This window comes from Williamsia sp. z71 (genome assembly GCF_059553375.1).
Genome location: NZ_JCANWX010000003.1, coordinates 282,252 through 294,721 on the forward strand (window position 1 = coordinate 282,252; position 12,470 = coordinate 294,721).

Genomic DNA, 12,470 nt, shown 5'->3' on the forward strand with positions numbered 1-12,470 from the left:
AAGCGAAACGATGACCGACACCACCTTGCCGCCCGACAGTGGCGAAGGCGACCGCATCGAACCGGTAGACATTCAGCAGGAAATGCAGCGCAGCTACATCGATTACGCGATGAGCGTCATCGTGGGCCGCGCCCTGCCCGAGGTTCGCGACGGCCTCAAGCCGGTTCACCGCCGGCTGCTCTATGCGATGAACGACGCCGGCTTCCGCCCGGACCGCAGCTACGTCAAGTCGGCCAAGCCGGTTGCCGAGACGATGGGTAATTACCACCCCCATGGTGACACCGCGATCTACGACGCCCTGGTCCGCCTGGCCCAGCCGTGGTCGATGCGTTACCCGCTGGTTGACGGTCAGGGCAACTTCGGTTCGCGTGGCAACGACGGCGCCGCCGCCATGCGTTACACCGAGGCACGGCTGACGCCGCTCGCCATGGAGATGCTGCGCGACATCACCGAGGAGACAGTCGATTTCACGCCGAACTACGACGGCAAGACGCAGGAACCGACGGTATTGCCGTCGCGTATCCCCAATCTGCTGATCAACGGTTCGAGCGGTATCGCGGTCGGTATGGCCACTAACATCCCGCCGCACAACCTCGGTGAAGTTGCCAATGCCATCTTCTGGGCCCTGGACAATTACGAAGCCGACGAGGAAACCACCCTCGCCGCGTGTATGGAAGCCATCAAGGGACCGGACTTTCCCACCGCGGGACTCATCGTGGGCGGACAGGGTATCCGGGATGCCTACACCACCGGACGCGGCAGTGTGCGCATGCGCGGTGTCGTGGAGATCGAAGAGAACAAGGGTGCGACCACCCTGGTGATCACCGAACTCCCGTATCAGGTGAACCCGGACAACATGATCCTCTCGATCGCCGAGCAGGTGAACGAAGGAAAACTCAAGGGCATCAGCAAGATTGATGACGAGTCCTCGGATCGTGTGGGTATGCGCATCGTGGTCACCCTGCGTCGTGACGCGGTGGCCAAGGTTGTCCTGAACAACCTCTACAAGCACAGTCAGCTGCAGACCAGCTTCGGTGTGAACATGCTGTCCATCGTCGATGGCGTGCCGCGAACCCTGCGGTTGGACAGGATGATTCGGCTCTACGTGGCCCATCAGATCGAGGTCATCGTCCGGCGGACCAGGTACCGCCTGCGCAAGGCCGAAGAGCGGGCCCACATCCTGCGTGGTCTGGTCAAAGCCCTTGATGCACTTGATGAAGTGATCGCACTCATCCGGCGTTCGCAGACGGTTGATCTGGCCCGTACCGGGTTGATCGACCTGCTCGACGTCGACGAGATCCAGGCCGACGCGATCCTGGCGATGCAGTTGCGCCGCCTCGCTGCCCTGGAGCGACAGAAGATCGTCGACGAGTTGGCGGAGATCGAAGTCGAGATCGCCGATTACCAGGACATTCTCGCCAGGCCCGAGCGCCAGCGCGCCATCGTGCGTGACGAATTGGCCGAGATCGTCGAGAAGTTCGCCGACGAACGTCGCACGAAGATCATTGCCGCAGACGGAGATGTCTCGGATGAAGATCTGATCGCCCGGGAAGACGTGGTGGTCACGATCACCGAGACCGGCTATGCCAAGCGCACCAAGACCGACCTGTACCGCAGCCAGAAGCGCGGCGGCAAGGGCGTGCAGGGTGCGGGTCTCAAGCAGGACGACATCGTCCGGCACTTCTTTGTGTGCTCCACGCACGACTGGATCCTGTTCTTCACCACCAAGGGCCGGGTCTACCGGGCCAAGGCATATGAACTGCCCGAGGCCAACCGGACGGCCCGTGGACAGCACGTCGCCAACCTGCTGGCCTTCCAGCCGGAGGAGCGCATCGCCCAGGTCATCCAGATCCAGAGCTACGAGGATGCGCCCTACCTGGTTCTCGCAACCGTCAACGGACTGGTCAAGAAGTCCCGGCTGGTCGACTTCGACTCGAATCGTTCCGGGGGCATCTTCGCGATCAACCTGCGCGGCGAGGACGAACTCGTCGGAGCACAGCTGTGCAGCGCCGACGACGATCTGCTGCTGGTCTCGAAGAAGGGGCAGTCGATCCGGTTCTCCGCGACCGACGACGCGCTTCGCCCGATGGGCAGGCAGACCTCGGGTGTCCAGGGCATGCGGTTCAACGACGACGACCAGTTGTTGTCGCTGAACGTTGTCCGTGAGGGCACCTATCTGCTGGTGGCGACCTCCGGTGGCTATGCCAAACGCACCGCGATGGACGACTACCCGGTCCAGGGCCGTGGCGGCAAGGGTGTGTTGACGATCCAGTACGACAAGCGTCGTGGTGCCTTGGTCGGCGCACTGATCGTCGACGATGACAGCGAGCTCTACGCGATCACGTCGGGTGGTGGTGTGATCCGCACCGCGGCCCGCCAGGTTCGCAAGGCCGGGCGCCAAACCAAGGGCGTCCGCCTGATGAACCTCGACGAAGGAACTACTCTCTTGGCTATTGCCCGTAACGCTGACGAGCCGGACGAACCGGTGGAGCAGCAGACCGGGCCTGCTGGCAAGAAGTAGGCCGGCAGAGCAGTAGCACCGAACGGTCGGAGCAGGCGAGCGCTCCGCGAGACGAAGCCGAAGGCAAAGGAACGCATGAGCACACCCAACGAGCCCACGGACCCGAAGACCTCAGGCGACTCGGCCGAGAGCCCTGGGCCAGTGCAGAAGCCGTCCTCGTCGAGCGGAGCGGGCGCGGCGTCGTCGAACGGTGTGGGCGCTACGCCGCCCGCGGCCGGGACCAACGGTGTGCGCCCGGCGGTCTCGGTGCAGGATCAGCCGGCGCGGGGTGCCGACACGGGCCCCAACAAGGTGCAGACGGGTGGCGACGAGACCAAGGCAAATCCGGTCGTGTCGCCACCGTCGGCCCCGTCGGCTTCGGCCCCGGTTCAGGGCCGACCGGCCGGTACCGGCCCCGGCGGTGTGCCGCCGTGGCAGCGTGGCGGGGGTGGGGCACCCGGCCCGGGTCAGCAGCCACCCCAGGGTCAGCAACCGCTACCGGGACAGGCCCCTCTGCAGGGTCCGGCCGGTGGACCCGGTCAGCCGCCTTCCGCCACCGGCAGTCAGCCGCTTCCGGGAGCAGCCGGACAGCAGCACCCCGGTGTTCCCACCCAGGGTCGCGGTCCGGCCGGACCGCCTCCCGGTCGTCCGTCCTCGGGTTCGGGCGCTCCGGGGCAGGGAAGTGGTCCGCAGACCGTCAAACGTCCGGTGATCACCGGCACGGCGGCTCCGAAATTGCTCGACGGTCCCACCCGGAACATCGATCGCCGGGATCTGGTCCAGGAGGAGCTCCCGGACCTCGATGCCATCCACCATCCAGAAGCCGCTCCGGCGCCGATACAGGCGATCTCAGCGGTCCCGACGCACGGTCCGGTTGGCGCGGCCCTCCGCGCGTCGGTGCAGCTGCGCCGGATAGACCCGTGGGCGGCGTTCAAGGTGTCGGCCGTGTTGTCGGTGGCCTCGTTCTTCGTCTGGATGATCGCGATCGGCGTGCTGTATCTCATTCTCGACGGGATGGGTGTCTGGGATCAGGTCAACAACTCCTTCGGAACCCTGGTGTCGAGCGACACCGAGACCGAGTCGTCGTTTGAGATCAGCGCTGGTGGTGTGTTCGGGATCGCAGCTTTGATCGGCGCGGTGAACGTGGTGTTGTTCACAGCTTTGGCGACGGTTGGTTCGTTCATCTACAACCTGTCGTCCGATCTGGTCGGTGGCCTCGAGGTCACACTCGCAGATCGCGACTAAACAGGGCGTTTGACCAGCCGTTTTGTTGTGTGGGGCCGACGTCGGGTAATCTCTGATTTCGGTTCAAGGGCCTATAGCTCAGGCGGTTAGAGCGCTTCGCTGATAACGAAGAGGTCGGAGGTTCAAGTCCTCCTAGGCCCACTGTGACCATGAGTCCACACCGCGGACGAAAACCCGAAAGGGACGTGATGAAGTTCGTTTTGATCACCGCCGCGGCACTGGCACTCGTGGTCGCCGGTCTGCTTGCCGAATCTCGCCGCAAGATGGAGATTTGGCACGGGCTGCCCGAATAGTCAGTGAGAACTGGCGCCGGGGCCTTAGCTCAGTTGGTAGAGCGCTGCCTTTGCAAGGCAGATGTCAGGAGTTCGAATCTCCTAGGCTCCACAGAAAAATGACCACCTTCCCGATCCGGGGAGGTGGTCATTTTTGCGTTGACGGGTCTTTCGAAATCGCCGCCGTGCGAACAAATCACACAAATGTGATTGTTTCCCGTGAAACATGACGGCGTGGACGCTGCACAACCTCTCAGCGCCCGTGTGAGCGCGCGGGAAGGCCGACCCCGGCTGCCCCCCGAGTTGGCGGACCCAGGCCCCTCCGACAAGAGTGAGGGGCATGGAATTACGTGTCTTCGTCGAACCACAGCAGGGTGCCACCTACCGCGATCAGCTGGCGGTGGCCCAGACCGCAGAGGCAGCGGGATACGGGGCCTTCTTCCGCTCCGACCACTACCTCGCGATGAATGCCGAAGGGCTGCCCGGGCCGACGGACGCCTGGACCACACTCGCCGGCATCGCCAGGGAGACGTCCACGATCCGACTGGGCACGTTGGTCACGTCTGCGACGTTCCGGTATCCGGGGCCGTTGGCGATCACCGTCGCGCAGGTCGACGAGATGTCGGGTGGCCGGGTGGACTTCGGGTACGGCGCCGGTTGGTTCGAGGCCGAGCACAACGCTTATGCCATCCCGTTCCCACCGCTCGGTCAGCGGTTCGACCGCCTCGAGGAGTCGCTGGCGATCATCACCGGCCTGTGGACGACCCCGGTGGGGGAGACGTTCTCGTATACCGGTGAGCAGTACACGGTGACCGATTCCCCGGGACTGCCGAAACCCGTCCAGAGTCCGACGCCGCCGATCCTGCTCGGTGGCCAGGGCAAGAAGCGCACCCCGGCGTTGGCCGCGCAGTACGCCAGTGAGTTCAACGTCCCGTTCGTGTCGGCTCAGACGGCCCAGGAGGCGTTCGATCGCGTCCGGCGGGCCTGTACCGACCGGGGCCGCTCACCCGACGACCTGGTCTACTCCGCCGCTTTGGTCGTGTGCGCGGGTGCCGACGACGCCGAGGTCGCCCGCCGGGCAGCAAAGATCGGCCGGGACGTCGACGAACTCAAGACCAACGGACTGGCCGGATCCCCGGCCGAGATCGTCGACAAGATCGGCACCTTCGCAGAAACCGGCGCGTCGCGGATCTATCTCCAGGTGCTCGACATGACCGACCTGGCGCACATCGAGTTCATCGCCGAGAAGGTCATGCCCCAACTCTGATGGTCGGCATCTGCTCCACAAACAACGATCCGCTCCACTTGCAGCGCACTGCAACTGGAGCGGATCGCGAAAGGTGGAGCGGGTGTGGCCTGCGTCAGCTACCGGTACCGACGATGTAGAGATAGCCGCCGAGAACGAGCACGGAGGCCGCCAGATACAGGTAACCGACCCAGAGCGCGGCGATGGCAAAAACGTCGCCCTGCTCGCGGGTCTGGCGGATCTGCGCGCGGGCCATGTGGCCGCAGATGATCCCGGCGATGAAGGTCACGCCGATCACGGACAAGACCAACGCCGCGATCGAGAGGCGATTGGTCGTGTTTGCCCGCGAAGTGGGTGCGGGGGTCATCTGTGCTCCGGAGTCGTGACCCTCGATGGGGTCGGCGAGATGGTCGGCGGAATAGCTGTCGTAATTGTCGTTGCGACGATCCGCCGGGTCGGTGGTCTGTGAATAAGCGTTGCCGGCGTCGGTGACGGGGACGCCGATGCCGGCGGCCGGTCCGCTCAGGGGAGCCGGTGATGCAGGCGGCGGTGGTCGCCGTTGGGGTGGTTGCTGTGGGGGTGGTTGCTGCGGTGGCCGCTGCTGCCGGCCGGGCTGTCCCGGTCCGGGCCAACCGGGAGCCGGCCGGTAGGGCTCACCCCGTGGCGGACCGGATCCCGGTACGGGCGGTGCGACGCGGTTCGGTGTCTGATCGACAGGCGGTGGTCCCGGGCGCACACCCTGCGGGGTAGGCCCCGTGCCCTCACGCGGGGGCTGCCGATAGCCGGGAGGCGGCGCACCCGCAGGTCCTCGCTGCTCCCATGCGGGCACCGGCGCACTGCGCCGCCGGTCTGGGTCCCCGTTCTCAACACTCACGAATCACACGGTACCTGTCTGCCCGGTTTCAGCTTTCCGTCTGTCCGTTCGATGACGGTGACGACGCGGGAGACGAGGATGCGGGGACCGGTGTCACCTCATCGGCGACCGGAACATCGGTCAGCCGCGGGGGAGCAGCGGCCACCGACGGCGGTTGCGGACGGCGACGACGCGAGACCGCGAAAACGGCCGCACCGGTCGCCAGGGCACCGGCTGCGATGAGCGCGATCTTCAGACGTCGTCGTGAGGGTTTGATCGTTGCGATCTGTTCGGGCAACGCGTCCGCCAGGCCGGTTCGCTGCAGACTCGAGACCACGACCGGATTGCTGATCTGCACGGGGAAGGTGTCGGCTGCGCGATGCAGATATTCGTCGGTCCGGCGACGGGCGTCCGCGGCGAGTTCGGCCTCTTTCGAATATGCCTGGGCACCAAGCTTTTTTGCACCCGACCAGGCCGCTGCGCCGGTGGCGCGGGTGGCAAGGGCCGCGGAGTCGAAGGTCTTGCGGATGCCGACACCGCTCAAGCCGAGCGATCCTCGGGTCACGTTCGACAGGCCGGCCAGGCTCTGGTGGGTGCCGAGTCGCAGGCGCTGACCGGAGGACAGGGAGACCGCCTTGTCTCGCACTGCTTTCAGATCGGATTCGAGCGTGCTCATGAAAAACCTCCTCGGGTAGAACCAGCGGGATCGACTCCACACTAGTGCCACCGGCGACGCGATCTGGGCGGTTGTGTCCGGGGTGCCACGGGCGAAGTGGCACCATGGTGGGCGTGACCACAGCATTGAAAACCGCAACCGCGACCCTGCACACCAATAAAGGTGACATCAAGATCGCCCTGTTCGGTAACCACGCACCCAAGACGGTTGCGAACTTCGTCGGCCTGGCAGACGGCTCCAAGGACTACTCGACGGCAAACGCCTCGGGTGGCGACAGCGGACCGTTCTACGATGGCGCCGTCTTCCACCGGATCATCGCCGGCTTCATGCTCCAGGGTGGTGACCCCACCGGAACCGGCATGGGTGGCCCCGGCTACCAGTTCGAGGACGAGTTCCACCCGGAGCTCACCTTCAACGAGCCGTACCTGCTGGCGATGGCCAACGCCGGACCGGGCACCAATGGTTCGCAGTTCTTCATCACCGTCGGCCCGACCCCGCACCTGAACCGCAAGCACACGATCTTCGGTGTCGTCGAGGACGACGAGTCGAAGAAGGTTGTCGACGCGATCGAGAAGGTTGCCACCGATCGTCGTGACCGGCCCCTGGAAGACGTTGTGATCGAGCGGATCACGATTTCCTGACCTGTTGTGACATACCAGCCCCCGTCTTCTCAATCGCCGTCGCCGCCGACCCAGGTGTGCGTGCGGCATCCTGATCGAGCGACGGGACTGGCATGCAGCCGGTGCGGGCGTCCGGCCTGCGCTGATTGTCTGACCCCGGCCGCAGTCGGCCAACACTGTGTCGACTGCGTCCGGGCTTCCGGTCGTCAGGTTCCCCGGGCCCGCACCATCGGTGCCAAGGTCGCCTGGGCCACCTACGCCCTGATGGCGATCAACATCGCCCTGTTCGTGATCGTCGCCGCTCAGGCGAAGAGCCTCACCGACGTCGTGGCGTCGTCGCAGGTGTTCGCCGAAGGAGCGCTCTGGGGGCCGTTCATGGCTTCCGGCGAATACTGGCGGTTGCTCACCGCCGGCTTCTTACATTTCTCGCTGATCCACGTCGCGATCAACATGTTCTCCCTGTACATCCTGGGTCGCGACGTCGAGTTGACCCTGGGTACCGCCCGTTTCCTCGGGATCTACCTGACCTCGTTGCTCGGCGGCAGTGCCGCGGTGATGCTGTTCGGCGATTCGCTGGCGATCAATGCCGGTGCCTCGGGAGCGATCTTCGGTTTGATGGGTGCCACGCTGGTCGTGGTGCTCAAGGCCAAACTCCCCGCCACCGGTCTGTACGGCATCATCGCCCTGAACGTCGTGCTCTCGTTCACGATCCCGAACATCTCCATCTGGGCCCATTTCGGCGGCCTGGCATTCGGCGCCGCGGCGGCCGCAGGCATCGTCTACGGACCTGAGTTGCTGCCCGCCCGATCACGTAATCCCCGCAACGCGGCGGCGGTCGGCTTCCTCGCGATGGGTCTGCTCATCATGGCGGCGCTGGTCATCGGAATCGCGAAGGCCCAGACGCTCACGTTCTGACGGTGGTTCGCCGCCCTCCTGCTATTTGCGCTCTTCCACGGTCAGTCCGGCCGCACGCAGTGCATCGGCCACATCGAGTGGGTTGGTGCCCAGATCCCAGCGTCCGTAGATGACCAGACGTTCCCCGTCGTGGGCCTGCTCATCGTCGAGATCCAGTTCCAGATGCGGTACCCGGCGTCCGAACCGCGGGTACGTGAGCACCTGTGCGCGCCGAACGTCATCGAACGAATAACCACACGTCCCCCGAAAGAGCGTGCGGACGTGTAATTCGCGGCCCTCGATGGCCAGCCTGGGACGAACCCACAGACTCTGCCCGCCGATCAGCAGCAGCAACACCGCGGCGAGGAGCATCAGCGCCATGCCCGCCGCGTCGGTACCCGAGAACAGGCCCGCGGCACCGAGTGCGATCCCACCGACCACCATCAGCGCGCCCATGGGTGCTGGTGTGGCCCATTCCGAACGGGCGTTTTGAAGGTTATCCACAGGCCTTATCCACATTGAGGATGAATTACACACATGTTGTTCCACAGCTGTGGATGAATGAACGTGCTGCTCACCGCCACTTCACTCCACAGGAGTTATCCACACTGGGGATGAATTACACACATGGTGTTCCACAGGCTGTGAATTGTTGAAATCGCTGTTCAACGCCACTTCATCGTCATGACCAGACCAGCGACCATGAACCCGAATCCGATCAGGAAGTTCCAGGAACCCAGCTCGTACATCCAGTTGAGGATCTTGCCGGGGGCACCGAGGGATTCGGGTGTGGCGACAAGGTAGAAAACCATCAGCCAGGCGAGGCCCAGCAGCATCAGGCCGAGCATCACCGAAACGAAGACGGTGCCCGACGGGCCTGCCTTCACTTTCACCGGTGTGCGGCTGGCAGGGTTGATCGTGTAATCGGTCTTCTTGCGGACCTTTGACTTGGGCATGATTTCCTCGGTTCGCGGGTACAAACGTTTCCCTATAACCTAACGCACCCGTCGTCGGTGACAGTGATATGCGGCCACGGCGAAAGTGGGATGAGCTCGCCGCATCGACCCAGGTAGCCTGTCGACGTGAACCCTGGCGCCCCTGTGCAGATCCTGGTTGTCGACAACTACGACAGCTTCGTCTACAACCTCGTCCAATACCTCGGACAACTGGGTGTGCATGCCCAGGTCTGGCGTAACGACGACGAGCGGCTCGCAGACCCGGCGGCCGCGGTGACGCAGTTCGACGGTGTGCTGCTCTCACCCGGCCCGGGGACACCGCAGCGCGCCGGCGCGACGATGCCCCTGGTGGGTGCCGCCGCTGCTGCCGGCACACCCTTGCTCGGGGTCTGCCTCGGCCACCAGGCCATCGGCGCCGCCTTCGGTGCCACGGTCGATCGGGCACCCGAACTCCTGCACGGCAAGACCTCACTGGTGACCCACAGCGACGAGGGTGTCCTGGCCGGTCTGCCCAACCCGTTCACCGCCACCAGATACCACTCGCTGACGGTGTTGCCGGAGACCATCCCGACCGAATTGGTCGTCACCGCCCGCACCGCCACCGGCATCGTGATGGCGATGCGGCACCGCGAGCTTCCCATCCATGGCGTCCAGTTCCATCCGGAGAGCGTGCTCACCCAGGGTGGGCACCGGATGCTGGCCAACTGGCTGACGGTCTGCGGCATGGCGGTGCCCGACGGTCAGGTCAACACCCTCGAAGCGCAGGTCGCCGCAGCGCTGGGCTGAGCCCCGGATCTAAGACCGGCGACGTCACATCCGCGAGCGCCGGCCCGAGCCGATCGCCTGGCGCGACATGGCCGCCGATGCGTTGACGATCTGATCGCCGAAGCGCTCGAGTACAAACGCCTGCGTGGCGGCCAGATGGGCTCGGGCCAGTCGCTCGGCCTCGTCGGCATGTCCGGCGGCGATCTCGTCGACGAGGCGGCGGTGGGCGTGGACCGCACCTTCCGCTTCGTGGCCGGAGGGATATTCGCCGTACCGGGTGCGGGCCTCGGCCCAGGCCTCTTCCTGGGCGGACCACAGTGCGACGTAGCTGCCGATGGCGAATCGAATGGTGGCGTTGGGTGTGAACGAGACGACCAGGTCGTGAAAATCGCGGGCGGAGTGGGTGAATGCCACACCGCTGGTGAGGTGATGGGTGGAGGCGTCGATGGCCTCGTTGAGAGCGGGGACCACGACGTCGAGGATCTGGTCGCGGATCTGGGCGGCAACGGTTTCTGCGATGCGGCGCTGCGGAACTCTTCTGCTTCGTGCACTGGTCACGCGCACCGCATTTCATTCATGGGCATCGACCCTGTTGCAGATCAGCACCCCGTCGCCGACCAGGGAATCTCACCACCGTGCCGCTACCGCGGCAACTCGACCTCGGCGGTACATGACACCAGGGTGGTGCCGTCCTGGCTGGTGAGCTTGAGCTTGATCTGCACGAGCGGTACGCCCCACTCGGATTCGGTGATCTTGTCGACCACCTCGGCGTCGAAGTACGTGACGTCGCCTTCGAAGGCGGGGCCGCGGAAGTCGGCCTTGGTGTGCCGGACCATGCCCTCGTGCCCGGCCCAGTTGGCCAGGAAATCGGTGCACCAGGCACCCATCGTCGCGCCGTAACCGTAGGCGCGAGCCATGCCGACCTCACTGGCCTTGTCGGCGTCGATGTGACCGCGTGACGGTCCGACGTACAAGCCGTCCCGTTTACGCGGATCGATCTTGGCGCCCTCCTCGTCGTAGCCGAAACCGTCCGTCCAGCCCGGATCCTGGTAGATCCACGGATCGTCGACACCTTCGGGCGCAACCCACTGCGAGGTCCCCCAGATGTTGAAGACGAAGGCACGGTATTCGGTGGTGAAGCTCGCGATGCTGTGCGGGCCGATGACGCGGCGGGGTAGGGCGTCACCGATATTCACCTCGTCGAACCGTGGCGAGACGCCGAGACGATTGGACATCAGCCAATCGTGTCGCAGCTTCTCGACCTCGATCAGTTCGTCGTTGGTCCACTTCTTGAGTGAACCGATCTGGTTGTCGTACATCCCGCGTTTGGTGGCTTCGGCCGACAGATACCGGATGGCCGTGGACCGCTCTTTGGCGACGAGGGAACCGTGCTGGTTCTTGTGGATGGTGTCTCCGTGCGAGAACATGGTCGGCCCGGCGAACTTCGTGTCGACCACCTTGTATCCATGGAATCGCCTGTCCTGGAACAACTTGTCACCCGGGCGAACGGGTGTCCCGTAAAACCACCACTCCTCGCCCCCGAAGATCAGATGGCTGTCCGGGATGTATCCGACGCAGGCCGGCTGGGCGCCGTGGCCGAAATCGAGACCGACCGCGATGGACTGTGGTGCGACAAGCCCGCCGAACCTGGTGTTGCGCGCGAATTCTTCGTCCCAGTGCAAGGGGTTCGGATTGTCCATCGCCATCACCCACCGCCGGATGTCGGAGGCGCTGCAGGGATCCCATAGCTGGCCACCGCCGACGAGTTGCCCCACCCGATGGTCGACGTCGCTCAGATCTAGTGTCACGGTATCGATGGGGTCGGTCATGGGATGCTCCTGCCGGACAGGGAGGCGTTCAGGCGAACGTCACCGTTGGGGAAGTGGATCAGCAGATCGTCGTCGAGTTCGACGCCGAACGACCGCAGGGCCATCGCCACCATCGCGTAGGTCCCGACGGTGAAGACCACGTCCATCAGCTGCTTCTCGTCCAATTCTGCGGAGAGGATCTCCCAGGTGCCATCGCTGATGATGCCGTTGTCGAGGAGCTGATCGACCGTGTCGAGCAGCGCCGCCTCGAACTGTGACCAGCCGGGTGCGGCAGATCCGACGGCGATGTGGTCGATCTCGGTGTCGGTCACCCCGGCGTCGCGCGCCAGCAGAACATGCTGGGCGTGCTCGTATGCGCAGGCCCGCCGGCTCGCCACCCGCAGGATGAGGATCTCTCTGTGCCGTGTCGACAACGAAGAACCCGAGAGCAGATGCTGGTTGAAGGAGATGAAGGGTTTGGCCAGGCCGGGGTGCCGCGCCAGGGTACCGAGTAGGTTGGCGCCCTTGGGCTTTGCCGTGTTCTGACTTGCCACATTGGAGCGGAAGTCCGCGAAGAATTCGGTGAGATCGGGCGACCAGTCGTCGACCGCGAGCGGTGGGATTCGTGTCATGTC

The 12,470-nt window shown here is 64.7% G+C and carries 13 protein-coding genes and 2 tRNA genes; 8 read left to right on the top strand and 7 right to left on the bottom strand.

The annotated features are described in order from the left end of the window. Window positions 1-10 precede the first annotated feature (10 nt). From gyrA to AC51GR_RS09505, 5 genes are all read left to right on the top strand, one after another. A complete protein-coding gene (gene gyrA, locus AC51GR_RS09485; protein WP_496324377.1) occupies window positions 11-2,521 on the top strand; it encodes a DNA gyrase subunit A in 2,511 nt (836 codons plus the stop codon). Between the two features lie 75 nt (window positions 2,522-2,596). Then, on the top strand, window positions 2,597-3,745 hold the full coding sequence (locus tag AC51GR_RS09490; RefSeq protein WP_496324378.1) for a DUF3566 domain-containing protein: 1,149 nt from the start codon (window positions 2,597-2,599) through the stop codon (window positions 3,743-3,745). Window positions 3,746-3,812: 67 nt separating this feature from the next. Continuing rightward, window positions 3,813-3,886: transfer RNA gene (locus AC51GR_RS09495), tRNA-Ile, on the top strand. Window positions 3,887-4,056: 170 nt separating this feature from the next. After that, window positions 4,057-4,129 (top strand) — tRNA-Ala (locus tag AC51GR_RS09500). Between the two features lie 228 nt (window positions 4,130-4,357). After that, window positions 4,358-5,284, top strand: a complete 927-nt coding sequence (locus tag AC51GR_RS09505) for an LLM class F420-dependent oxidoreductase (RefSeq protein WP_496324379.1) — start codon at window positions 4,358-4,360, stop codon at window positions 5,282-5,284. A gap of 94 nt (window positions 5,285-5,378) precedes the next feature. Here the strand turns inward: AC51GR_RS09505 and AC51GR_RS09510 are convergent, their stop codons facing one another. Beyond that, window positions 5,379-6,137, bottom strand: coding sequence for a DUF4190 domain-containing protein (locus AC51GR_RS09510; RefSeq protein ID WP_496324380.1), 759 nt, complete (start codon window positions 6,135-6,137; stop codon window positions 5,379-5,381). A 28-nt stretch (window positions 6,138-6,165) separates the two neighbouring features. Further along, on the bottom strand, window positions 6,166-6,792 hold the full coding sequence (locus AC51GR_RS09515; protein ID WP_496324381.1) for a hypothetical protein: 627 nt from the start codon (window positions 6,790-6,792) through the stop codon (window positions 6,166-6,168). A gap of 104 nt (window positions 6,793-6,896) precedes the next feature. On the opposite strand from AC51GR_RS09515, the gene AC51GR_RS09520 reads away from it, so the two are divergent. After that, on the top strand, window positions 6,897-7,433 hold the full coding sequence (locus tag AC51GR_RS09520) for a peptidylprolyl isomerase (protein ID WP_496324382.1): 537 nt from the start codon (window positions 6,897-6,899) through the stop codon (window positions 7,431-7,433). Between the two features lie 60 nt (window positions 7,434-7,493). Beyond that, window positions 7,494-8,327 (top strand): rhomboid family intramembrane serine protease, encoded by an 834-nt coding sequence (locus AC51GR_RS09525; protein ID WP_496324383.1) that lies wholly within the window; start codon window positions 7,494-7,496, stop codon window positions 8,325-8,327. A gap of 21 nt (window positions 8,328-8,348) precedes the next feature. Here the strand turns inward: AC51GR_RS09525 and AC51GR_RS09530 are convergent, their stop codons facing one another. Together AC51GR_RS09530 and crgA are read right to left on the bottom strand one after the other, a co-directional pair. Beyond that, complete coding sequence (locus tag AC51GR_RS09530; protein ID WP_496324384.1) at window positions 8,349-8,810, bottom strand: PH domain-containing protein; 462 nt, start codon at window positions 8,808-8,810, stop codon at window positions 8,349-8,351. Between the two features lie 161 nt (window positions 8,811-8,971). Beyond that, entirely contained in the window at window positions 8,972-9,262 is a 291-nt protein-coding gene (gene crgA, locus AC51GR_RS09535) for a cell division protein CrgA (RefSeq protein WP_496324385.1), read from the bottom strand. A gap of 144 nt (window positions 9,263-9,406) precedes the next feature. On the opposite strand from crgA, the gene AC51GR_RS09540 reads away from it, so the two are divergent. Further along, on the top strand, window positions 9,407-10,048 hold the full coding sequence (locus tag AC51GR_RS09540; protein ID WP_496324625.1) for an aminodeoxychorismate/anthranilate synthase component II: 642 nt from the start codon (window positions 9,407-9,409) through the stop codon (window positions 10,046-10,048). A gap of 24 nt (window positions 10,049-10,072) precedes the next feature. Here the strand turns inward: AC51GR_RS09540 and AC51GR_RS09545 are convergent, their stop codons facing one another. The 3 genes from AC51GR_RS09545 to AC51GR_RS09555 all read right to left on the bottom strand — a co-directional run bounded on the left by AC51GR_RS09545 (window position 10,073) and on the right by AC51GR_RS09555 (window position 12,467). Beyond that, window positions 10,073-10,585 (bottom strand): FCD domain-containing protein, encoded by a 513-nt coding sequence (locus AC51GR_RS09545; RefSeq protein WP_496324386.1) that lies wholly within the window; start codon window positions 10,583-10,585, stop codon window positions 10,073-10,075. Window positions 10,586-10,668: 83 nt separating this feature from the next. Further along, window positions 10,669-11,856: a MaoC family dehydratase gene (locus AC51GR_RS09550; protein WP_496324387.1), complete on the bottom strand. Its 1,188-nt coding sequence runs from the start codon at window positions 11,854-11,856 to the stop codon at window positions 10,669-10,671. Further along, a complete protein-coding gene (locus tag AC51GR_RS09555) occupies window positions 11,853-12,467 on the bottom strand; it encodes a carboxymuconolactone decarboxylase family protein (RefSeq protein WP_496324388.1) in 615 nt (204 codons plus the stop codon). Before AC51GR_RS09555 ends, AC51GR_RS09550 begins: the two co-directional genes overlap by 4 nt. Between the last annotated feature and the right edge of the window lie 3 nt (window positions 12,468-12,470).

Coding starts and splice junctions, on each gene's coding strand:
- crgA (WP_496324385.1), bottom strand. CDS start 9,262: ATGCCCAAGTCAAAGGTCCGCAAGAAGACCGATTACACGATCAACCCT.
- AC51GR_RS09520 (WP_496324382.1), top strand. CDS start 6,897: ATGGTGGGCGTGACCACAGCATTGAAAACCGCAACCGCGACCCTGCAC.
- AC51GR_RS09515 (WP_496324381.1), bottom strand. CDS start 6,792: ATGAGCACGCTCGAATCCGATCTGAAAGCAGTGCGAGACAAGGCGGTC.
- AC51GR_RS09505 (WP_496324379.1), top strand. CDS start 4,358: ATGGAATTACGTGTCTTCGTCGAACCACAGCAGGGTGCCACCTACCGC.
- AC51GR_RS09555 (WP_496324388.1), bottom strand. CDS start 12,467: ATGACACGAATCCCACCGCTCGCGGTCGACGACTGGTCGCCCGATCTC.
- AC51GR_RS09550 (WP_496324387.1), bottom strand. CDS start 11,856: ATGACCGACCCCATCGATACCGTGACACTAGATCTGAGCGACGTCGAC.
- gyrA (WP_496324377.1), top strand. CDS start 11: ATGACCGACACCACCTTGCCGCCCGACAGTGGCGAAGGCGACCGCATC.
- AC51GR_RS09490 (WP_496324378.1), top strand. CDS start 2,597: ATGAGCACACCCAACGAGCCCACGGACCCGAAGACCTCAGGCGACTCG.